The sequence below is a fragment of the Rheinheimera sp. MM224 genome (assembly GCF_947090785.1).
Classification (GTDB): Bacteria; Pseudomonadota; Gammaproteobacteria; order Enterobacterales; family Alteromonadaceae; genus Pararheinheimera.
In genome coordinates, this window is sequence record NZ_OX352320.1 from 3,112,699 (window position 1) to 3,135,408 (window position 22,710).

22 protein-coding genes are annotated in these 22,710 nt (G+C 46.4%); 8 read left to right on the forward strand and 14 right to left on the reverse strand.

The window, feature by feature from the left end; all coding sequences use genetic code 11:
• Positions 1 to 62: 62 nt before the first annotated feature.
• From ltaE to OM978_RS14640, 3 genes are all read right to left on the reverse strand, one after another.
• The gene (gene ltaE / locus OM978_RS14630) at positions 63 to 1,139 is read right to left on the reverse strand and encodes a low-specificity L-threonine aldolase (protein ID WP_264342966.1); all 1,077 of its coding nucleotides are present in this window, start codon (positions 1,137 to 1,139) and stop codon (positions 63 to 65) included.
• 182 nt (positions 1,140 to 1,321) lie between these two features.
• A complete protein-coding gene (locus OM978_RS14635) occupies positions 1,322 to 1,669 on the reverse strand; it encodes a membrane lipoprotein lipid attachment site-containing protein (RefSeq protein WP_264342968.1) in 348 nt (115 codons plus the stop codon).
• Between the two features lie 113 nt (positions 1,670 to 1,782).
• Complete coding sequence (locus OM978_RS14640; protein ID WP_264342970.1) at positions 1,783 to 2,379, reverse strand: LysE/ArgO family amino acid transporter; 597 nt, start codon at positions 2,377 to 2,379, stop codon at positions 1,783 to 1,785.
• Positions 2,380 to 2,472: 93 nt separating this feature from the next.
• Between OM978_RS14640 and OM978_RS14645 the strand changes: the two genes are divergently transcribed.
• The gene (locus OM978_RS14645) at positions 2,473 to 3,354 is read left to right on the forward strand and encodes a LysR family transcriptional regulator ArgP (RefSeq protein ID WP_264342972.1); all 882 of its coding nucleotides are present in this window, start codon (positions 2,473 to 2,475) and stop codon (positions 3,352 to 3,354) included.
• A 110-nt stretch (positions 3,355 to 3,464) separates the two neighbouring features.
• Here OM978_RS14645 and OM978_RS14650 read toward each other — a convergent pair whose 3' ends face one another.
• A complete protein-coding gene (locus tag OM978_RS14650) occupies positions 3,465 to 5,630 on the reverse strand; it encodes a prolyl oligopeptidase family serine peptidase (RefSeq protein ID WP_264342974.1) in 2,166 nt (721 codons plus the stop codon).
• A 249-nt stretch (positions 5,631 to 5,879) separates the two neighbouring features.
• Between OM978_RS14650 and OM978_RS14655 the strand changes: the two genes are divergently transcribed.
• Positions 5,880 to 6,983 (forward strand): dienelactone hydrolase family protein, encoded by a 1,104-nt coding sequence (locus OM978_RS14655; RefSeq protein ID WP_264342975.1) that lies wholly within the window; start codon positions 5,880 to 5,882, stop codon positions 6,981 to 6,983.
• 20 nt (positions 6,984 to 7,003) lie between these two features.
• On the opposite strand, the gene OM978_RS14660 is transcribed toward OM978_RS14655, so the two are convergent.
• Positions 7,004 to 8,644, reverse strand: coding sequence for a methyl-accepting chemotaxis protein (locus OM978_RS14660; RefSeq protein ID WP_264342976.1), 1,641 nt, complete (start codon positions 8,642 to 8,644; stop codon positions 7,004 to 7,006).
• 396 nt (positions 8,645 to 9,040) lie between these two features.
• On the opposite strand from OM978_RS14660, the gene OM978_RS14665 reads away from it, so the two are divergent.
• Positions 9,041 to 10,438, forward strand: a complete 1,398-nt coding sequence (locus OM978_RS14665) for an alpha-amylase family protein (protein ID WP_264342978.1) — start codon at positions 9,041 to 9,043, stop codon at positions 10,436 to 10,438.
• Between the two features lie 36 nt (positions 10,439 to 10,474).
• Here OM978_RS14665 and OM978_RS14670 read toward each other — a convergent pair whose 3' ends face one another.
• Positions 10,475 to 11,377, reverse strand: a complete 903-nt coding sequence (locus OM978_RS14670) for an AraC family transcriptional regulator (protein ID WP_264342979.1) — start codon at positions 11,375 to 11,377, stop codon at positions 10,475 to 10,477.
• Positions 11,378 to 11,607: 230 nt separating this feature from the next.
• On the opposite strand from OM978_RS14670, the gene OM978_RS14675 reads away from it, so the two are divergent.
• The gene (locus tag OM978_RS14675) at positions 11,608 to 13,146 is read left to right on the forward strand and encodes a S10 family peptidase (RefSeq protein WP_264342980.1); all 1,539 of its coding nucleotides are present in this window, start codon (positions 11,608 to 11,610) and stop codon (positions 13,144 to 13,146) included.
• Between the two features lie 74 nt (positions 13,147 to 13,220).
• Here OM978_RS14675 and OM978_RS14680 read toward each other — a convergent pair whose 3' ends face one another.
• From OM978_RS14680 to OM978_RS14705, 6 genes are all read right to left on the reverse strand, one after another.
• Positions 13,221 to 13,637, reverse strand: coding sequence for a DUF1801 domain-containing protein (locus tag OM978_RS14680; protein ID WP_264342981.1), 417 nt, complete (start codon positions 13,635 to 13,637; stop codon positions 13,221 to 13,223).
• Positions 13,638 to 13,771: 134 nt separating this feature from the next.
• Positions 13,772 to 14,176 carry a hypothetical protein gene (locus OM978_RS14685; protein WP_264342982.1) on the reverse strand — a complete coding sequence of 135 codons (405 nt, stop codon included), beginning with the start codon at positions 14,174 to 14,176 and terminating at the stop codon, positions 13,772 to 13,774.
• A 241-nt stretch (positions 14,177 to 14,417) separates the two neighbouring features.
• Positions 14,418 to 14,792 (reverse strand): CC0125/CC1285 family lipoprotein, encoded by a 375-nt coding sequence (locus OM978_RS14690; RefSeq protein WP_264342983.1) that lies wholly within the window; start codon positions 14,790 to 14,792, stop codon positions 14,418 to 14,420.
• Positions 14,793 to 14,908: 116 nt separating this feature from the next.
• Positions 14,909 to 15,130: a hypothetical protein gene (locus tag OM978_RS14695; protein WP_264342984.1), complete on the reverse strand. Its 222-nt coding sequence runs from the start codon at positions 15,128 to 15,130 to the stop codon at positions 14,909 to 14,911.
• Between the two features lie 105 nt (positions 15,131 to 15,235).
• Positions 15,236 to 15,661: a hypothetical protein gene (locus OM978_RS14700; protein ID WP_264342985.1), complete on the reverse strand. Its 426-nt coding sequence runs from the start codon at positions 15,659 to 15,661 to the stop codon at positions 15,236 to 15,238.
• A gap of 263 nt (positions 15,662 to 15,924) precedes the next feature.
• Positions 15,925 to 16,653, reverse strand: a complete 729-nt coding sequence (locus OM978_RS14705) for a substrate-binding periplasmic protein (RefSeq protein ID WP_264342986.1) — start codon at positions 16,651 to 16,653, stop codon at positions 15,925 to 15,927.
• A gap of 215 nt (positions 16,654 to 16,868) precedes the next feature.
• Here OM978_RS14705 and OM978_RS14710 point away from each other — a divergent pair, with 215 nt between their 5' ends.
• From OM978_RS14710 to OM978_RS14725, 4 genes are all read left to right on the forward strand, one after another.
• Complete coding sequence (locus tag OM978_RS14710) at positions 16,869 to 19,208, forward strand: TonB-dependent receptor (RefSeq protein ID WP_264342987.1); 2,340 nt, start codon at positions 16,869 to 16,871, stop codon at positions 19,206 to 19,208.
• Between the two features lie 263 nt (positions 19,209 to 19,471).
• Positions 19,472 to 19,795: a DUF883 C-terminal domain-containing protein gene (locus tag OM978_RS14715; RefSeq protein ID WP_233009395.1), complete on the forward strand. Its 324-nt coding sequence runs from the start codon at positions 19,472 to 19,474 to the stop codon at positions 19,793 to 19,795.
• 36 nt (positions 19,796 to 19,831) lie between these two features.
• Positions 19,832 to 20,320, forward strand: a complete 489-nt coding sequence (locus tag OM978_RS14720; RefSeq protein WP_264342988.1) for a hypothetical protein — start codon at positions 19,832 to 19,834, stop codon at positions 20,318 to 20,320.
• Complete coding sequence (locus OM978_RS14725) at positions 20,298 to 20,552, forward strand: hypothetical protein (protein ID WP_264342989.1); 255 nt, start codon at positions 20,298 to 20,300, stop codon at positions 20,550 to 20,552. Before OM978_RS14720 ends, OM978_RS14725 begins: the two co-directional genes overlap by 23 nt.
• Positions 20,553 to 20,584: 32 nt before the next feature.
• On the opposite strand, the gene OM978_RS14730 is transcribed toward OM978_RS14725, so the two are convergent.
• Both OM978_RS14730 and OM978_RS14735 read right to left on the reverse strand, forming a co-directional pair.
• Entirely contained in the window at positions 20,585 to 21,802 is a 1,218-nt protein-coding gene (locus tag OM978_RS14730; RefSeq protein WP_264342990.1) for a glycerophosphodiester phosphodiesterase family protein, read from the reverse strand.
• Between the two features lie 76 nt (positions 21,803 to 21,878).
• On the reverse strand, positions 21,879 to 22,703 hold the full coding sequence (locus OM978_RS14735; RefSeq protein WP_413690724.1) for a DMT family transporter: 825 nt from the start codon (positions 22,701 to 22,703) through the stop codon (positions 21,879 to 21,881).
• Positions 22,704 to 22,710 lie beyond the last annotated feature (7 nt).

Consider the following 22,710-nt stretch of genomic DNA (forward strand, 5'->3'; position numbering starts at 1 on the left):
TTAACAGCTTCAACAAAGAAAAACAGAGGGTACCGCCTCAGAAATCAGGCGGTTAGTCCCACTCAAACACTAAATTTTTGCACTGCGCCGAGCGTGCGCTGGATATCTGAGGCACTGATATCCAAATGGGTCACCCAACGCACTCTTTGGTAGTACTGATCAGCTTTATTGTAATTACTGCTGGTCAATTTAATGCCCTGCTCCGAGAGATAAGCCAGTAAAGGCCCGGCCACTTCTACAGCTATATCGGTAAATAAAATATTGGTATTGACGGATACCAGCTCCAACTTGCCTTTGAGCAGCGGATGTTCGGCTGCTATACGCTGTAAGCCTTCTGCCAATTGCTGTGCATGCTGATGATCCTCTGCCAGGCGCTCTATATTATTTTGCAGTGCATATAAACCAGCAGCAGCCAGCACTCCAGCCTGACGCATGCCGCCACCCAACATTTTACGCAACCGTCTTGCCTGCAGAATAAAAGCATGGCTACCCAGCAGTAAAGAGCCCACCGGAGCACCTAAACCTTTGGATAAACACAAAGACACTGAATCAAAACCAGCGCAGAGTTGTCTGGCTTTTTGAATTGGATTTGAACCATCAGCTGTCGCTAGAGCCACAGCCGCATTCATCAGTCTGGCACCATCAATATGACAATTTAACCCCAGCTCTTTCGCCAAAGCCGCCACAGAGTTCATATAAGACAAGGGCAGTACTTTTCCACCTGTAGTGTTTTCCATCACAATCAATTTAGTGCGGGCAAAATGTGGATCGTCCGGTTTTACCGCGGCTCGAATATGCTCAAGCGCCAAAGTACCGTCTGGCTGGTGTTCAATAGGTTGTGGCTGAATAGAACCTAACACCGCCATACCACCGCCTTCCCAGCGATAGGTATGCCACTGCTGCCCTACTATGGCTTCATCACCCCGCTGACAATGCGCCATCAGTGCTATTAAGTTGGTTTGAGTGCCGCTGGGCGCAAATAACGCGGCTTCAAAACCTAAAAGTTCTGCGGCATAACGCTGTAACTCATTGACCGTCGGGTCGTCCTGGAATACATCGTCTCCCAAAGGCGCTGCCAGCATAGCGGCTTTCATTGCTGCTGTAGGTTGGGTGACTGTGTCACTGCGAAAATCTGTCATCGATAATCTCCATTGAAGTTAACCTCATCAGAGCGCAGAAGCGAATTCTGTTCAAGTACAAAACGACAGTTTGAATAAGAACTGCGAGATAAAAACACAGTGAGGTCACTCAAAAAGCAGCCGCAACAAAAAGCCCGGTAAAAACCGGGCTCTGTACTAACAAATGGCGTCAGACTCTGACTTTATTCTACTGCCTGTTCACGGTGAATAGGTGATAAACCTCTGGCGCGATAATCTACAGCATCGTCCAGTTCAAAACCTGTAGCGACCCAGTTTTTAGCTTCTTCAGCGCTAAATTTCTGTGCTGACCACTCTGTCGCAGACTCCAGGTTAAAACCCGCGATTTTCCAAAGGCCTGCGGCTTCTGAATTAAAACCACTGGCTTTCCACTGCTGAGCGACTTCTGCTGTAAAACCACTGGCTTGCCAGCTTTGTATTTCGGTCTGGGTCATATTGCTCCAGTCATCCGGCACAGAGCTACAACCTGCCAGCGCAAAACCTAACACAGCCACTAACAACAACTTCTTCATGCCATTTCCCCTTGTATCCGCGACTACCACAATTGAGCCCGCAACTGCCCCTGTAAAAGCGCCACATAGTAATGCATGACCAAAGTTTTGCCCAGTAGATCAGGGCCTGAAATTTAAAGCGCCAGCTTCAATGCAATACCAGATAAGACCAAGGCCACCAAACCATCAAACAGCCGCCAGCGCAGCGGCGAGCTCAGCCAGACCTTAAGTTTCGGGGCTAAGCCAGTTAAAGCACTAAACCAGCAAAAAGAGGCCAGACAAGCCCCTACAGTAAACCAGAAAGGTTGCGTCTGCACAGAACCAACACTGCCAATCAGTATCACAGTATCGAGATAAACATGAGGGTTTAATAAAGTAATAGCCAAAGCAGTCAGCGCAGTTTTTTGCCAGCTTTGTACCTGCACTGCAGAGCTTGAGTGCAAAGCAGCTTGCCCACGCCATGCCCGTTGTGCAGCACCAAAGGCCAACCACAGCAACATCGCCACTCCGGCCCAGGTCAATACTGGCACCAGCGGCGGTAGCCACAGTTGAATAAGCTGCACACTGTAGACTCCAGTCACAATTAAAGCCGCATCACATAAAATACAGACCAGAGCTATCACCAGCCTGTTCGCGCCCGCCATACTTTGGCTGAGTACCCAGATATTCTGTGCGCCAATTGCCACTATTAAACTTAAACCCACGGTAAAACCGGTAAAAAACGACAACATAAGATTCGCCCTAAAAGAAACAGTGGTACAAGTTTAACGAACCGGCTTATCATGAATCCAACGAATAAATTTTATGCAACATGAGAAAAACTGATGATTGATTACCGCTTATTGCAGGCACTGTCTGCCGTGGTTGAACAAGGTGGTTTTGAACGGGCTGCTTTGGTATTGCATTTAACTCAGTCAGCCATCAGCCGTCGTATTAAACAATTGGAATCTGTGTTGGGTCAGCCGGTGTTATTACGCAGTAGCCCACCTAAACCAACTGCCGCAGGACAACGTTTGTTAAACCACTTGCAGCAAGTACGGCAAATGGAAACAGCTTTAGGATTAACAGACGACCCACAAGATTTGGTGGTGCGCCTGGCGACCAATGCGGACTCTTTAGCCACCTGGTTACCTGAAGCTTTAGTCTTGCCAGAGCAGCAGGCAGTGCGTTTTGATCTGGTGGTGGAAGATCAGTCCGTTGGTTTAAAACGCATGAAACAAGGCGATGTGATGGCGTGCATTTGTGCCAGTCCTCAGCCGGTCAATGGTGGTGCTGTGATGGCATTGGGCGCACTGCGATACCGGGCTGTAGCAAGTCCGGCTTTTATTCAGCGTTATCAATTAAAACAGCAGTTTAAACAGAGGATCAGTCAGGCGCCTTGTCTGGTATTTAATCAGGATGATCAGTTGCAACATCAGTACCTGCAGCATGTAGCACAAGCTGTACCTCAGCGTTTTCATTTGTGCCCTTCGTCAGAAGGTTTTTTAAAAGCCACATTGGCGGGATTAGGTTTTGGTTTATTGCCAGAACTACAAATGCAGTCGCAGCTGGAAAGTGGTGATCTGGTGGATTTAAGCCCTGGTTATGCGCTGGATACCCAGTTGTACTGGCACTATTGGCAAAGCGAAAGCCCGCTGATGTATCAGTTACGACAGAATGTATTGCAGGTGGCAAAGCGGTTTTTATATCAAGCGGTTGGAAAGTAATTCAGATTAGTTTGTAAAGGCAGGGTTTATCCCTGCCCGTCTCACATACAAAGCTATCTAAAAGCGAGCAGCGCTGTCAACAACACTGCGGCTTCAAGAACCAAGGGTATTTACTGCTTAGGTAACTCTTTCACACCCATATTAAACAAAGTAAAACCATAGATATCCGCAGCTAACTCGATTTGCTTGGATACCGGCACACCAGCGCCGTGACCTGCATTGGTTTCAATACGGATCATCTGTGGGTTAGGACCTGTTGCTTTGGCCTGTAGCTCAGCTGCAAACTTAAAGGAATGTGCTGGCACTACGCGGTCATCGTGATCGCCCGTAGTGACAAGAGTGGCAGGATAAGCCACACCTTCTTTGACGTTATGCACTGGTGAGTAGCCTTTGATGTAGTCGTACATCTCTTTGCTTTGCTCAGAAGTGCCATAGTCGTACGCCCAACCTGCACCAGCGGTGAAGGTGTGGTAACGCAACATATCCAGTACACCGACCTGAGGGATAGCCACTTTCATCAGATCAGGTCTTTGGGTCATCACAGCGCCCACTAACAAACCACCGTTAGAGCCACCACGAATAGCCAGTTTGTCGCTTGAGGTGTATTTCTGTGCAATCAGGTATTCACCAGCCGCAATAAAATCATCAAACACATTTTGTTTTTTCAGCTGAATACCAGCGTCATGCCAGGCTTTACCATATTCGCCACCACCACGCAGGTTAGGCACAGCGTACACGCCGCCCATTTCCATCCACACCAGGTTGGCCACACTAAAAGCAGGAGTCAGGCTGACGTTAAAACCACCGTAACCGTAAAGCATGGTTGGGTTAGTACCATCGAGCTTAATGCCTTTTTTGTGAGTGATGATCATCGGCACTTTAGTACCGTCTTTAGAGGTATAAAACACCTGCTCAGACTGATAATCGTCGCTGTTAAACTTAACTGCAGCTTTGTAATAAGTGCTGGTTTCGCCGGATTTTGGCTCAAAAGCAAAAGTACTAGGTGCTGTGTTGTAGTTGGTGAAGCTGTAATACATGGTGGTGTCTTTGGTTTTGCCACCAAAACCAGACACAGTACCTAAACCCGGCAGCGTCACATCACGCACTAACTTGCCTTCGTAGTCGTATTGTTTGATCTGAGAAATCGCATCCACCATGTAATTGGCGAATAAGAAACCAGCACCTTTGCTGACATCCAGCACGTTCGCCGTTTCCGGGATCACATCTGTCCACTTGTCCGCAGCAGGCGCTGTTGCATCAATTTTGATTAACTTTTTATTTGGTGCGTTTAAGTTAGTTACAAAATACAAAGCATTATCACGGCTATCGATGAACTCAAAGTCAGCGTCGCCTTCAGCATACAAAGTCACAAAAGCGCTATCGGCTTTGGTTAAGTCTTTTAAGAACACTTTATTGCCTGAAGTTGCGTTGGCAGCTGAGACAATCAGGTATTTGCCGTCATCCGTTACACCACCACCTACATAACGGTGTTTCTCCGCATCAACACCACCAAACACCACTGGATCGTCTTTTTGTGCAGTGCCTAACTTATGGTAATACAGCTTGTGCTGATCGGTTTTAGCCGACAGCTCACTGCCTTCTGGCTTGTCGTAACTTGAGTAGTAAAAACCTTCATTGCCTTTCCACGACACACCGCTGAACTTGACGTCCACCAGGGTTTCTTCAATAGGTTTTTTGGTTTCTACATCGATGATGATAATTTTGCGCCAGTCGCTGCCACCTTCAGAGATGGAATAGGCCAGAGTTTTGCCGTCGTCAGAGAAAGACACATCAGCTAAAGAAGTGGTTGCATCGCTGCTGAAGGTATTTGGGTCTAAAAAGACTTCAGCTTCGCCTTCGCCTTTTTTGCGATAAAGCACAGACTGGTTTTGTAAGCCGTCGTTTTTATAAAAATAGGTGTATTCACCTTCAATAAAAGGTGCGCCTACTTTTTCATAGTTCCACAGCGCTTCTAAACGTTGTTTGATTTGGTCACGGTAACCAATTTGGTCCAGATAAGAAAAAGTGACTTTGTTTTGTTCTTTCACCCAGTTACCCGTTTCAACGCTGCGGTCATCTTCCAGCCAGCGGTAAGGGTCTGCCACTTTGCTTTCAAAATAAGTATCTACCACGTCGCCTTTAGCGGTGACCGGATAAGTAAAAGGATGAGCTGCCTGAGTTTCTGTCATAACGGTTTCTTGTGTTTTTGTGGTATCACTTGGTTGGCCACAGGCTGTCAATAAAGCCAAAGCCACGGCGCTTAATGCGTATTTCATCTATCCTGTTCCCCGGATGTTGTTCCCCTCTTCACTGCTGCTACTGCCTCAACGAAAAATGGGTGAGTACTAATAAAATTCGTTGCCGAGCATAACAAAAGTGTTCGCTCAACGCATCCTTTACGACAAACGGGATGCAGCTGAAGTTTATTTACCTGTTAAATACGGTTTATGGAATTTCTTCGAAGAATTTCTGCCCGCTACCCGGCCTTGCTTTATGCTGGAACAAAGACAGAGGAGCTTGTCATTATGATCAGAGTATGTGGAGTGTTATGGCTGGTTTTAGGCTGTTTTTTTGCTGAAGCCTCAACCACTTTACCTGTAACACCGGCTTCCGCTTATAAGGGCAGTTGGCAGGAACAACAGCCAGCAGCATCATGGCAACAGCAGCAACGTCAGTATTACCTGGATGCTCTACTGGCTCCAGCCACAGCGACGCTAGCGCCGGCAGCCTTGCTGCGGCAAGAAGACAGAGGTAGCTACAAGGCAGAGCTGTGGCAAATCCCATTAAGCAAAATCAGCCATAGCAAGGCGCTGTTGCTCACCCCAAAAAATCAGCCGATCAAAGCCGCAGTGCTATTGCTACACGACCATGGCGCTTATTTTGTCATTGGTAAAGAAAAAATGATCCGGCCTTTTGCAGATTCAACATTCAAAAAAGAAGCCAAAGACTGGGTAGATAAATACTACGGCGGTCGTTTTATTGGTGATGAGCTGGCAGAACAGGGTTATCTGGTACTGGCCGCTGATACTTCAGGTTTTGGTGAACGTGGGCCCATTCAGTACGAACAGCAACAACAGCTGGCCGCTAATCTGCTGGCAACAGGCCATTCGCTTTCTGGTTTATCGGCCTATGAAGATATGCAATTAGCGAAGTTTTTAGCAGAACGACCTGATGTACCCAAAGGAAAAATTGCCGCCATAGGTTTTTCGATGGGTGCTTACCGCGCCTGGCAAGTGGCAGCGCTGTCTGAGCATATTCAGGCCGCTGCAGCTATTTGCTGGTTTAATACCTATCAGCAGCTGTTACAACCCTATGCCAATTTAACCAAAGGCCAATCGTCCTTTTATATGTTGCATCCCGGCTTGGCCCGTCAGTTGGATATACCGGATCAGGTCAGTTTAATGGCGCCTAAAGCTTTGTATTTAATCAATGGTGGACAAGACCCGTTGATGCCAGTGCAAGGGGTTATCCAAGGTCAACAACAACTGAAAAAAGTCTGGAAGGCGTTTGGCGCAGAATCAGCACTGCGCACTGAGATTTGGAGTGAAGCACGCCACGAATTTAACCAGCAACAGCAACAACAAGTCTGGAGCTGGTTAGATCAATGGCGTTTAGTACCGTCAAATTAAAAGCTTATTCCGCAAAGCGATTAAGCAGGTAAACGGAAATATGCGATTTGCTGTTTCAGCTGCACCGACAGCTGCTGCAGCTGTTCTGCTGACGCCAATACAGTCGCTGCAGCCGCTGAGCTTTGCTCTGCGCCAGAGTGAATAAAGCTGACATTTTTATTAATATCTTCAGCCACCACACTTTGCTGCTCTGCGGCGCTGGCTATTTCTGAACTCATATCCCAGACCAAATGTGCGCTTTGGTTAATTTGCTGCAACCTGTCGCTGGACTGATTGACCAATTCCACGACCTGTTGCACTTCATCACGGCTTTTTTCCATCGACTGCAGTGATATATCCACACCACTTAACAAGGTGCCGATAATTTGCTGAATAGCCTGAGTTGATTGTTGAGTGCGGCTGGCCAGGGTACGAACTTCATCCGCTACCACGGCAAAACCACGGCCTTGTTCGCCTGCTCTGGCCGCTTCAATAGCAGCATTAAGTGCTAATAAGTTGGTTTGATCGGCAATACCACGGATCACTTCAATCACCTGACTGATTTGCTTACTTTCAGCCGACAGGCTTTGCACGGTTTGAGTGGAATGTAGAATATTTTGCTGTAGCTGATGCATAGCACTCAGTGCCTGGCCCATCACCTTGCCGCTGCTGACACTTTCCTGACTGGCAAATTCGGCTTTCAGCGAGGCCTGACGGGCATTTTGAGCAACCGAAGCCACAGTCGTAGTCATTTCGTTCATTGCCGCACTGACCGACATCACTTCATTTTTTTGTTGGGTCAGCTGAGCTGATGCCTGATGGCTGTTTTGCTCCAGGGCTACCGAGTTCTGATTGACTAAATAGCCCGCCTGTTGCACTTGTTTTAAAACACTAATCAGCTGATCAACCATTTGTTTTAACGAAAACAATAAACTTTGTTCATCGGCTTTTTGTAAATTAATGTTTAGATCCAAACGCCCTGCTGCAATTTCTTTTACCAGTTCAACCGCATACAAAGGTTCTGCACCTAACTGACGCAAAATACGCTGAGTCACTATGTAACCCGCTATCGCACTACCGGCAAAAGCCAGCAGAGTAATAATCCAGATGCCCCACACTTCTGAGTCATACAAAGCAGAAGCTTCTTTGTCTATCACTGCGGATTGATCCAACTGGTGCTGAATTAAGGCTGAAATCTGGTTACTGATAGGATCTATGGTCTGATACAAAGGCCCATCCATACTATCCAGTTGCCGCACCACCAAACCTTGTTTAGATGAAATCAGTTCAATGGCGGCAATAATCTGCTGGTCGGCAGCGCTAAACAATTGCTGGGTTTGGCTGATCAGTTGCTGCTCGTCGGCCTGCATCGAATGGGACTGGTAAATCGCCCACTGCTCTTTAATGATCTGTTGGGCTTTTTCCAGTTCCTGTACGGCCTGTTCGGCAGTAAATACACCGGCATTGGCCTTGTTCACTGCGTCGATCACATTCACCGCATAAGCGTCGGCAATCAGTTTCAGTTCGGTTAAAGGTACTATACGGTCATCATACAAGGTGTCGATATGCTGGTGCATAGCCCGCACTGAAAAGTAACTTTGGCTGCCCAAAATGACTAACAACAGCAATGGAACGGCAAAAGCCAGAATCAAACGCAGACTTATAGTGGTAGATTTAAACATGGATGTTCAACACCTGATGCAAAAGGGGTAAAACTGCAGCAAAAGCGCAGTAATAAAGCTGACGTCAGCTTTTTGTGATGGCGATTATGGCACAGCAGTGTTGCATTTTATTGATCTGAATTACAAAGATTAACAAAGTTCCGTTTAAAAATTGTCCTGTTGCTTTGTTCTGATAAAAACCCTCCATCTGGCAACATTTCCCACTGAATACGTATGCATTTTGTAAACAATGCGGTTATTTCATTTACAAAAACAACTACTACTCATAACTTTTATAAGTCACCGGTGTACACAACAAAGCAGCCAACCTGACAACAGCGCCAACTCTTTTTCCAGGAGTGCTTTTGCCAGGATGAGCATGACTATAAAAATGACGACAATGACAGGGTAAAACGAATGAAATTATCACTACAGACACTGTTGGTGGGCGCCAGCCTGCTATCAGCAAGCCCGGCTTATGCCGATGTAATTTTGCATGCCTTTAACTGGAACTACAGCGAAATCACCGCCAAAGCTACTGAAATTCAGCAGGCCGGTTATAAAAAAGTGTTGATAGCCCCGCCAATGAAATCCAGTGGCGAACAATGGTGGGCTCGTTATCAGCCACAGGATTTACGCTTAATAGACCATCCACGCGGCAACAAACAACAGCTGCAAAGCTTGATCCAAACCATGACCAGCAAAGGCATTGAGGTATACGCCGATGTGGTGCTGAATCACATGGCCAATGAAAGTGCACAACGTAGTGACTTAAATTACCCAGGCACCGCAGTACTCAATAGTTATCAGGCGAATTGGACTTATGCCAATAACCAGAAGCTGTATGGCGATTTAACACAAAACTTCCTGTCCGGTTCAGACTTCCACGCACCGGGTTGTATCAGTAATTATCTGGATGTCTGGCAAGTGCAGTATTACCGGCTTTGTGGCGGTGGTGGTGACACAGGCTTGCCAGATCTGGATAACAACAACTGGGTCGTCAGCCAGCAGCAAGCCTATTTGCAGGCATTAAAGAATATGGGAATTAAAGGCTTCCGGGTCGATGCGGTCAAACATATGAGCAATGCCCATATCAACGCCGTTTTCACTCCGGCTTTAATTAGCGGCATGCATGTATTTGGTGAAGTCATTACCTCCGGCGGTTCAGGTAATCAAGAGTATGAGCTGTTTTTAAAGCCTTACCTGGATAATACCAGCCACAGCGCGTACGACTTCCCGCTGTTTGCATCTATCCGCAACGCCTTTAGTTTTGGCGGTTCAATGAATGTACTGGTCGACCCTGGTGCTTATGGTCAGGCCTTGGCCTGGAACAAGGCAGTAACCTTCGCCATCACCCACGATATTCCAACCAACGATGGTTTCCGTTATCAGATCATGAACAGCACAGACGAAACTCTGGCACACGCTTATATTCTGGGTCGAAACGGCGGTACACCGATGATTTATTCAGATCACGGTGAAACGGCCAATTTAGATGGCTATCGCTGGCAGGATTTTTATAAAAGAGCTGATATTAAAAACATGATACGTTTTCATAACAGTACACAAGGCAGCGGTATGCAGGTGCTCGGCAGCAATCAGTGTATTTTGTTGTTTAAACGCGACAAAAAAGGTGTAGTGGGTATTAACAAATGCGACACGCCACAAAACTTTTGGGTGGATACCTACGCTAATGAGCTGAACTGGTATGTGAATTACACCGATGTGATCAGTGGTAATAGCTTTCAGGTGAATACGCAGTGGTTAAACATCACTATTCCGGCCCGCAGCGCCAGAATGTGGTTACAGCAATAACCTAATTCGGGTCAGAGCCAAGGCTCTGACCCATTATTAGCTGCCCTGCAAACGCACTCTTTCTATATCAGCTTTAGGTGGGGCGCCAAATAAACGGCTGTACTCACGGCTAAACTGCGATGGGCTTTCATAACCCACTTTATAACTGGCAGTAGCCGCTTCTATACCTTCATGCAGCATTATACGGCGCGCTTCATTGAGCCGTAATTTCTTCTGATACTGCAAAGGGGACATACCTGTCACCGCTTTAAAAGCCTGAAATAAAGCCGACTCACTTAAATGCACTTCGTCGGCCAAATCTTTAATCCGCAGCGGTTCATTGTACTTTTTCCGCAGTACTTCAATGACCTTACTAATACGATGGCCCTGACTGTCCAGCAGCATAAAATCACGTAATTGGCTGCCTAAATCGCCCAATAATAAGCGGTATAAAGTTTCACGTTTGAGAAGTGGATAGAGCACTGGTATATCGGAAGGTTTATCCAGCAACTGCAACAGACGGGCTATAGCGGACAACAATCCCTCATCCACCCGTCCAACAGATATGGCCTTCACCTGCTCCTTGCTACGCTCAACTCTGCCACCCAAATCAATGACTAAATCAGCCAGCTCTTTTAAATCTATGGTTAATCGAAGCGCAAGATAAGGCGTTTTTGGACTGGCTTGGGTCACTTTACCACTGGCAGGCACTGTCACTGGCACCAGCAAGTAACTTAAGGGGTCATACACAATTCGGTCATTGCTAAGATAAACCTCTTTTTCGCCCTGCAGCATAATGCATAAAGAAGGTTCATAAATAACGGGGGTGATCTCAGTGGTCACTTCACTGCGGTACAAAACCAGATCCGGAATAATGCTGTCCATGCTGCCAAAGGCTGGCATATGAGGCATAAGTTGGGCTTTTAGCTGTTCAAGTTGCTGCTCGATTAAATTGCTCACACTTCACTCCTCTACACATTATCAAACGCAGTATAAAAGCAGATTACAGCACCTGCATGAGTCGCACTACTCAAATGGACTTTTAGGCAAGAAGTGCGGAGCAACAGACAAAGCCGTCTTTCCTTTTAACCTGAATCTTTGTTATTAGTCTCAAGCCTGGTGGTTATTTTGCTACTTGTGAGTTAAACAATAGGCTGAACTAAAACAACAAGACTATGATCAGGAAATCTATGAAAATCAGTCCACTTCTGTTGCTCAGCTTGTGCCTGAGTGCAACGAGTTTAAGCCTTGCAGTTCAGGCCGAAGACGCCAAAGCCGCAAAAAACACTACAGTACAAATAGACGCCGATTCAGTAGTTGTGACAGAACATGAAACCACAGTGCTGGATAATGACTTCAGTTACAAAGCCTACACCGGCACTCAGCCCGTATGGAATGAACAAGGCGAACCTACAGCCGCTATTTTTTATACTTATTACGAACGTCAGGATGTCAAAGACAGAAAAAGCCGCCCTCTGCTGATTTCCTTTAACGGCGGCCCGGGTTCTGCTTCAGTCTGGATGCAAATTGCTTACACCGGCCCTAAAGCGCTGAATGTAGATAGCGAAGGTTACCCACTACAACCTTATGGCGTAAAACAAAACCCATATTCAGTGCTGGATACGGCAGATATCGTCTTTGTAAACCCTGTGAATACAGCCTATTCCCGAGTATTACCTGGTAAAGACGGCAAAATGCCAAGCCAGGATCAGCAACAAAAAATGTTTTTTGGTGTCAATGCGGATATCAAATACCTGGCCGAGTGGGTTAATACCTTTGTCAGTCGCTACAACAGATGGGAATCACCTAAGTACCTGATAGGCGAAAGCTATGGCACAACACGGGTATCGGGTTTAGCTTTAGCGCTGCAAAACCAACAGTGGATGTACTTAAACGGCGTAGTGCTGGTGTCCCCTACTGAAATAGGTATTAAACGTGATGGTCCTGTTGATGTTGCTAACCGCCTGCCGTACTTTGCCGCCACAGCCTGGTATCATAAGGCGCTGAGTAGCGATTTACAGCAAAAAGATTTAACCGACTATCTGCCGGAAGTAGAAGAGTTTACGCTCAACACTTACTTACCTGCTTTAGCCAAAGGTAACTCTTTACCACAAGCTGAAAAACAACAAATTGCAGAGCAAGTGGCGAAATATTCAGGTTTATCTGTCAAAGCTGTGCTGCAAAATAACCTGGATATTAATACCGACTTTTTCTGGAAAGAATTGCTGCGTGAACGCGGCCAGACCGTCGGCCGTTTAGACTCACGTTATTTGGGTATCGACAAAAAAGATGCTGGCTCAGAGCCGGATTACAACGCTGAGCTGACCTCATGGCTGCACTCTTTTACTCCAGCTATTAATAACTACCTGAAAAACGAGCTGAATTACAAAACCGACGTGAAATACAATATGTTCGGTAATGTGCACCCGTGGGACAGAAGCAATGACAATACAGGCGAAAACCTGCGTCAGGCCATGGCTCAAAACCCCTACCTGCATGTGATGACTCAATCGGGTTACTACGACGGCGCCACCAACTATTTTGATGCAAAATACAATATGTGGCAGTTGGACCCAAGTGGCAAAATGAAAGACAGATTAAGCTTTAAAGGCTATCGCAGCGGTCATATGATGTACCTGCGTTACGACGACTTACGTCAGTCGAACCAGGACTTACGTGACTTTATCAAAGCCACTTTACCCAAGCCGGCTCAACCTGCTAAGTATTGATGTGGATTTATTTAGAAAGGACCTTCGGGTCCTTTTTAATGACTGCTGTAGGGTGCAATCGCCGCGAAGATTATCTAGCCGTAGCGCTGCCTTAACTCAGTGATTGAACCGGCAATCAGTTGTTCCAGCACAAAGCTATCAAGATCAGCCAACTGCTTAAAGTACAGGCAAGACTTACCCATTTTGTGCTTGCCCAGTCTGGTCAATAAAGCTTGTTGTTCCTCACTATCCACCGACAGATAGAGCACCAGATCCCGGCCACGAATGGCGAATCCAGTCAAAGGCGCTTCTCCGCTGCGCCCACTGTCGTAGGTATAGCTGTAGGAGCCATAACCCACTATGCTCGGCCCCCACATTTTTGCAGACTGCCCTGTCAGTTTTTCAAGCAAAGCCATCAAAGCATGACAATCGTTGCCTTGTTGCGCTTGGGCTCTTGAAGCTATGTAATCACCGACACTGGCGTCTGTTGCTTTAGTTTTGTTTTCAGTCATACAAATAATCCGTGATGGTGAATAATCAGGGCTGTAACTCTAGTCAGAATAGCTGGCCATCAACACTATGAAAACTCATCGACTTCATTAAAACAACTTAGTAGCGCTGGCTAGCACCTGACAACAGATTCTTATCAGCCGCGACAATAGCCTTCTCCAACCTTAACGACCAGGCAGTTTGACTTGTCCATCAACCACTTCATACCTGTATCTGGTCCAGATCCCGGCGTTATGCTTTCCGTAATGCCGTCACGTTCGAAGCTGAGTCCGCTTTGGGTACTGACAGCATCAAAGATACGGACAGCATCGAGATCGCGGATCGCAACTTTATACTTATCGCCCTCTTGCAAAATCTCAAGATGGGTGCCTTCAGGGCCTGTCCACTTGCCAAGCCAAGCGTCCGCGGCCCTCTTCTCGATCACCGCAGAGTTCGGCGCTGTGGTGTTTTCAGTCAGAGCTGCTGAAGGCGTCTGAGCTGCTTTATCGCAGGCTGCGAGCAAACTCAGAGTAAAAAGTAAGGTGAGCGTTTGGCGGTACATGGATGCCTCCTGGTATCTATCAAGATTATTTTTTCCCACAAGGTGCTGACCTTGGAGAACGCGTATTACCTCGAAATTTTTCGGCAAGATTAGCCCCAAAGCCAAGGCTGGTATAGCGATTTCGAAAGCATTGTCTGTTGTGCGGAACACTTGGACGATATGAATACAATGTGTTGCTTTCAAAATCACAATGGCAAGATGGAAGACTTGTCACCGAAGTTTCTCAGTACCAGTAGTAAATCTACTCTGAGTTAGTTTTACAGGTGACAATGCCAGCGACGACCGGGATGCTTAAAGATATCGGGGTGTATGTTGACCCTGCCATAACCGCACTATCCTTATTCGTCATATTGTTATTTTTTTCAAAAGTGTATTCTCCATTGCATAACTCTTTCGCTCTGCGATGCCAATACTGGTCAATCTTCTCTATCGAAGTAACGCTATTTCCTTTATAGGTCAGTTCAAATTTGCCCTCTCCAATCTGTTTGTCACTATAACCGCCCACTTTATCCCACGCGCTTTCTTTGTCATAAGGTGTTTCCCACGCGACCATTCGCGCACAACCAGAGATGGCTAAAAAAGTGAGTAACATCAGAGGGCTAAATATTTTCTTCATTAATGATTACCTTTTATTAAATGCTACAACTGCGATTCAATGAATCAAGTACTACTTCTGTTCGTGCAAATTTAGGGCAGCTCCAAAGGTGCAAGACCTGTCACCGGAGATTCCGCTTAGTTGATCAATGAAATACCAATTTGCTCCGCCCAGCCAGTCAATCCCAACGCTTTAGCCGCTTTAACTAACGCAGCCTTTTCATCCACTGAAGCGCTTTGGATAATAGATGCCACCTCTTCAACAATTTTTAAATCATCGTCTTCAGTGAACTCTGCAGCGTTTCTATCGCTTCCCAAATATTGAATTGCAATGACCAATGCTCTACTCAGTGAATCCATCGAGAAATCCTTCCGTTCATTTAATATGGTTAAGGAAGGGCTTTAGCCCATCCCGGCAATTGGAACGAGCGATTTGAACCAGTTGCTGGGTCACACGAAGAAGACTTAAAACGGAAACTCATCGTGCCGCGTGACAACGGGAATATCTCCGTCACTTATCAGTACATGCTCAAGGATATCAATAACGTTCAGGATATCTTTCGATAAATCAATATTTCTTAATTTAGTCCAAGACCACTTAGTGCTCTTTCGTATAGAAGGCATCAGCACGTACCTATCGGGATGTCCGGGAGCGTTAGTATCTGAATAAATACACAATGCCATTTTGAAGTTATTGTGCACAACCTCCAACCACCAGCCCCAATCTTCATTACAGAAGGACGGAACGCTGATCCCTACTTGAGGAAGTTCAGTTTCCAAATATTGGCAGAGAGCCTTGCCATACATTCGCTCATTCGTGATTTCCTCGTCTTCTCCTTCGAGAATCGGGAATTTTTTTGTTTCAATCAAAATACAGGATTGTGGAATCAATGCGTTATCCCTCCTTAGATCACACAATTTGATAAAGGCTTTAGCCCGCGAAACGAGAATTTCTCTGCCATGTCTTATAATTTTTATTGGTACCAAACTAGCGCCTATGTACCTCTATTTCAATATGTTTTTTTGAAATAGCGAACATGATGACCGACAAAACCCACACAGGCTGCACACTTATAAATGGATTTTTTACTCAAGCCCATGTGTTAAAGAGGAATCTATAAAGCTCTAGAGGTGACTCAGTTTGAGCTTTTCCCCTACTGATTCAACTCCGCAAAGTACTTTAGCTGCAGTTGGCTAAATAACTCTGACTGTTTTACCTCAGCCAGTGCCTGGTTAAAGCGCTCCGCGACTTCTGGTGTGCGGGCTAACATATGGTAGTGATTCACCTGAAAGAAATTCAGGATCTTTAAACTATCGTCGTTGGGGGCGGTTTGGCGGTAGTAATGCAAGAAGATATTTCTGTCCATCACCAGCACATCTACCCGATTTTTTAATAACAAAGCCGGCAGTTGATGTTGATCGACCACTTCCAGATAACTGGCGGTTTTCGTGGTTGCTTCTACATAATCCGGCGGTAAAAACTGGCGGGCATTTTGAAAGGCCATCACACGAAGGCCTATCAGATCACTCAAGCTTAATAACTCTTTATGCAGATCTTTGCGGACAATCAAAATATTCTGGTAACTGATATAGGACTGGGTGGCAAAAAAGCCCTGTGGAGTGCTGCGCTGCAAGGACACTAAATCGGCCTGACCGTCCTGAAATAAGGTGAACAACCTGCCGTTGGGTACATGAATAAACTGGCTGTCAAAACCCATACGTTTAACCACGGCACTGAGTAATTCCAGTTCGTAGCCGGTTTGAGTCGCCATTTTTATATAAGGAGGTTTTTCCACTCCGACTAAAAGCTGCAGCTGCTGCGCCTTTGCAGGAGCAGCCATGAAGGCAACACAGATCATTCCCAGATACAGCAGTTGTTGCATCGAACTCACCTTCTACAACCGAACTTCAGCATAGGCTAAACTCCTGTTCAAACTCCAGTTTTTTCTTTGTTCAGGCCATAAATCAGACAATCCTGTTTTCATAAAACTTACATCTGAATTACTTCATTTTGTCATCGACCTTTCACTGCAATGTCATCAGACCTCTCCAGAATAATGGCGTTTTCTTCAATTCAAACAACAAAATGGAGTTCCACGTGGCATTACATCACAAACATCTGCTCGCTTTGGCAGTGAGTTCAGCCTTAGGTTTATCGGCATCCGTTGTCGCAGAAGAAGCCGCAGTTGCTGCAGCTGAAGAGCAGGAAGTCGAAGTGTTGGCCATTACCGGCAAACGCATCAGTTATGCCAATAACAGTACAGACGAAGCCATTAAAAATACCAAAGCTCCAATAGGCAACGTGCTGGATTTAGTCAGCCAGTTACCTGGTATTAGCGTAGGCCAAGGCGACGCTTTTGGTGGTGACGACTGGTCAACAACCATCTCCATGCGCGGTTTTAACGTCAACCTGAACGAGCAGCAACTGGGTATTACCGTAGACGGTTTACCTAATGGTGGCTCTGGTTATGGCGGTGGCAGTAAAGCTAACCGTTACCTGGACACAGAAAACACCGCTTATGTAGAAGTGGGCCAGGGCACATCGGATATCGCCTCCGCTTCTTTAGATGCGCTGGGCGGTACCTTAAACTTTGTGTCTAATAACCCGCTGGCCGAAGAAAACCTGTCAGTCGGTGTGACAGGCGGCGATCACAATGCACGCCGTTATTACACCCGTTTTGACACAGGCCAGATTGGTGGCAATACCACAGCCTATTTCAGCTTGTCAGACAGCTTTAACAACAGATGGATAGGTTCAGGCAGCAATGGTTTTACTGACCGACTGCACGGTGAAGTGAAAACTGTCACTGAACTGGAAAACACCACTATTACCGCACGTTTTTCTTACGATGACGCTGAAGAAGACAACTACAACACCGTCTCTTTAGCTCAATTTTTCGAAAACCCGGAGTGGGATCGTCTGACCAACGTATGGACAGGTAACCCGGATATCGATCAGAACTTTGCTGAAGTTTGGTCGACCTTACGTGAAAACAGCTTCACCTATGTGAAAATTGATACAGATTTATCCGACAGCCTGAATCTGACTGTGACGCCTTATGTCCATATGCAATCAGGCCGTGGTGACTGGATGCCTCCGTATCAGGTCTATGTGGAAGATGCTGCCGGTAACCGCGTAAGCCGTGGTACAGGCAATGGCAAATTAACGCCTTATCAGTATGTAAATGCAGCAGGTCAACCCATTCTGGATCCAAATGCTGATTTAACAGGTGCTACCCGCGTATCCTCATACCGCCATACTCATTACGAAAAAGACCGTTACGGTCTGACTTCTGAATTGAAGTGGAGCCTGGATAACCATGAGCTGCGTTTAGGTGCCTGGCTGGAACAGCAAGACCGTGACGAAAGCCGCGACTGGCACAACGTGATTGACCCAAAACAGTACCACTATTTCGACAATCAGCCGTACTGGGTGCATTACGATCGTAGTTATGAAACTGACACACAGAAAATTTACCTGCAGGATCAAATCAACTGGAACGACTTAACAGTCACTGTAGGCGTGAAACAGTTTTATGTGGATGTAAGCCGCAAAGACAATATAGTTGCAGGTAACGAAGGCAAACTCGACAGTGATTCAGATTTATTACCAAGCCTGGGTTTTGTCTATCGCTTAAACGAAAGCTACGAAGTATTTGGTGGTTACGCTGAAAACTTCAAAGCCATCAGTGATGCGATTTTAGAAACTGATCAGGATTTTGGCTCACTGGAAGCTGAAACTGCGGAAAACATCGACTTAGGTTTACGTTATTTTGGCGATGACTTAAGCCTGTCTTTCACCTATTACGACGTGCAGTTTGATAACCGTATCACCTTCCTGCAGCCTGGCGCGAATGGTGGTGGCCCGGATTACCTGAACGAGTTAGATGGTACTTATGTCAACGTAGGTGGTATTGAGTCGAACGGTTTAGAAGCCAGCTTAAACTGGGAATTTATGCAAGGTTGGAGCATCTACAGTGCCTTTACCAGCAATAACGCTGAGTACAGCCAGACCATTAACTCTCAAGTACTGGATGAAGATGGCAATGTAGTATTAGGCCCGGACGGAAAGCCAGCCATAAACCCTGCTGCTATTTTCGAAGGCAACAAAGTAGCGGGTTCACCAGAAACCATGCTGAGCTTGTCACTGCGTTATCAGGGTGACGCTTACCGTGCAGGATTAACCGCCAAACGCACTGACACATACTTTGGCGCTGCTTTAGGTGGCAATAAAGATGAAATCCCAGCTTCTACTGTGATGGATTTCTATGTCGGCTATAGCAAAGATTTATCCTCTAAAGACATGTTTAAAGGCATAGATCTTTCATTAGTGCTGAACAACCTGAACGACGAAGATTACTTAGCAGGTGGCCAGGAAGGCGCTTATTACTTAGGTGCTGAACGCACTGCGACTGTGACGTTAAAACTGGATTTCTAAGTTAATTCAGAGTGACACAAGGCCGGGGCACAAAATGCCCCGGCTTTTTTATTTTCTTCATGTGTAATGCCTTGCACACAAGCATGTAAAAATTACCAGCAACGGGTAAGTTCTACAGTTTACCAGCTGCCCCGCCAAGGATGAAAAATTGATAAACCACTGTTTTTGTTGATTTATATCAATTTGGCACAACCAGTGCTTTAATTAAGATGCAAAGTGCAGCGTCTTGCTGCATTTCACACTCTTTACTCAGGAGATTTATTATGGCTACTTCACAAAGTGCAACAGAACAAGCGAAGACGAAAAGCAACAGCGCGTTAAATTCGCCAGTGACGGAAAAGGCTATTGAAGCTGCACATCATGCAGTGGACGCCGTCGCTATTAAAGCAGCTGTAGCTGAAGATACGCTTCGTAAAACAGCAGCCAGCTCGCAGGAAACGCTGTCGCATAAGCAGGAAGAAATTAAACAGCAACTGCAAATGTCTTACAGTAAAACCCGTGAGTTTGCTGCACAGAACCCGCTGGCTACAGCTGGTATAGCCTTTGCTGCTGGTGTACTGCTGACCGCTTTACTGCGTCGTAATTAGGGCCTGAACCTGGCCCTACCCGATTAAGGCGGATTTATGCAACATCGCGAAAGCTCTGAAGCTCCTGCGCAAAAACCAGGGCAGCCTGCATCGGCTGCCCTGAGTCAAAGCGCAGAGCAAGCTCTGGATCAATTGGCGCATCTCGCCGCTCTTGGCAATTCAGTCAAACAGGCTTACGCCGGTCAGCTGAAACTGACAGGACAAATAGCAACAGCAGAATGGCAACTTACCGGACGCAGCCTGACCATAGCTGCTGCTCTGGTCGTCTGTTTTGGCGCTGGTTTGATTTTGCTCTGGGGCAGTATTTTGTTGCTGCTGGGATATCTGTTGTTTCAGCTAAGCAGCTCTGTGCTTATTACTGCTGCGGCTTTAGTGCTCTTGCAGTTTGGCTTATTGTTTTGGTGTTGGCGCAGCCTGGGTTATGTGTTGTCGCAAGTAGGCTTTTCAAATACGTTGCAGCAATTACGTCTTTTATTTTTTGCAGACAAAGTGGAGGACAAAAATGCTGATCCAACAGCTCATTAGAAAGCAGCAATTAAAGCTGGCTGTCCTGACAGAACAAAGCCAGCTACAGCAGCAGGAATTGCTGCTCAGAAAACAGCAACTGTCGCAAAGTGCCTTGGCATTTATAGGCTCTACACCCGGCTTGATATTGAGTTTTAGCGTCGGTTGCCTGTTTCAGCTGCGCCACAACAGCGTAGTCAAAGTGATGCGCAGTGTGGTCGGTTTTCGCTGGATCACAAAACTGATTGGCTAGCGTGCCATCAGCGGAAGCAGCATAGTCAAAAGTTATGGCTTGCAGCTTTGTTGAAACAAAGTGCGGTTTTTCAAAGCTAAATCAGGGTAATCGGAAAATACGCCGTCTATGCCCTGTTTAAACAAGGCCTGCATTTCTTCATCAAAGCTAAAGGTGGTTTTGGCGTCTTTGGCCATTAAATAATTAGCTTCAGCCCTGAAGGTATAAGGGTGCACTTTTAAGCCCTGCTGCTGTGCAGCTTTGACAAATGGCTTTAAGGCCAGACTGTGTTTTTGATAAATACTGCTGCGCCATGGCCCTATACCTGCGGCGTAGCTGTGCACAAAGCCAAGCCCTTTCTCATTCAGTAATGCGGAGTAATCCAGCGGTTTAGCTGCGGCAGATAAAAAGCCAGTGTCTTGCGGGTACACTGCCTTTAAATCAGCACCTTGTTGCTGGTGATAAAACACATCATAAGGCACAGAGAAGCTGTCTTTAGGTGGTAAATAGGCTTTGTCTGTATCACCTATCAGCTGGATAAGCGGAAAGTTCAGGTTCAGCTTTGGCATCCACTGTTGTTTTAACTCCAGCAGATTTTGTACTTCAAACGACTGAATAAAAACCCGTGCCGGATCAGTAAAGTTTAATAGCTTTAATTGCTGGATCAGCTTTTTGCTGGTATCAAGCGCTATAGGGTTACCGTCCTGGGTTTGGCCTTCATAACGAAAATAAGTCGGGTGTTTGGTTTCAATATAAAGCCCGACTTTACGGCCTGTATCGGCTTCAAACTGTGTTACCAGGCTGACAATCTCAGACAAAGTAGCAATAGAAAATTCGTCGTTATGTTCAGCACCCTGAGGACGCAGTGCTGGCAAAGGTTCACGAGCTTTTAGTTGTTTTATCTCAGCCAGAGTAAAGTCTTCGCTAAACCAGCCTGTGATTGGAATGCCATCAATACGCTTGGTGGTTTTGCGATCAGCAAACTGCGGCAATACTGCCACGTTGGTGGTATGAGTTAGGTCGTTTTCATGACGGCTGATAAGCACAGCATCTTTGGTCGGCACTAAATCCGGCTCGATAAAATCAGCGCCCATCCGCATCGCAAGTTGGTAAGCTTCCAGCGTATGCTCAGGTAAGTGGCCACTGGCTCCACGATGCGCAATCACCAGAGGAGGAGTTGCACAGTTATCCGCTGCAACAGCAAGTTCAGGGACTAAAGTCACAGGCAGCAAGCTCAGAGGCAGCAGGAAAAACCCTTTTTGTTTCAGCATATTTAGTACACCTTTTGCAAAAATTCTATCCTAAACTGCCAGAATGACACAGGTATGACAACAGAGTGCGCTGTTGTTACCAGCGACGCTCCTGCGCCCAAAGATAAAGGCCACTGGCCATAATGACCCCAGCACCCATCAACAAAGATAAATCCGGATACAACTGCCACAACAAGATATCAAAACCTAAACCCCAAACCAGCGCTGTGTATTCAAAAGGTGCTATCACAGAAGCCGGAGCCAAACGAAAGGCTTCGGTAATAAACACCTGACCTACAGCACCACTTAACCCCATCAGCGCAAATAACCACAGATGATCGGACGATAAAGCCACCCATTCCGGATAAGCCAAAGCTCCGGCGCCCACGCCTATCATGGTCATCAGCCAAAACACCATATTGCCGCTATTGTCGGTACGGGATAACACTCGCACCGTAATAGCTGAAATGGCATAACAAAGCGCCGACACCAAAGCCGCCAGCGCGCCTAAACTCAGTAATTGATCGCCTTCAGGTTTTAGCATAAAGATCACAGCCAGCATGCCAATACCTATAGCCCCCCATTGGCGCAACTGCACATGCTCCCCTAAAAACCAGACTGACATAGCGGTGATCAACAGTGGCGCAGCAAAAAAGATAGCGTAAGCATCAGAGAGCGACAGGGTCTGAATGGCATAGACAAAAGCTGACAACATCACTATACCAAGCACTGCCCGCAGCAGATGCAAGGACCAGCGTGAATTGAGTAAATGCTGCACTCTGTTGGTTGTTATTAACCAGCACACTATTAATGGCCAGGCGAATAAAGCCCTCAAACTGGTAATTTGCATAGGGCCATAATGCTGCGTCAGCTGCTTCATGCAGGCATCCATAGCGCAAAACATGCCAACAGCTAGCAACATAAAGAGG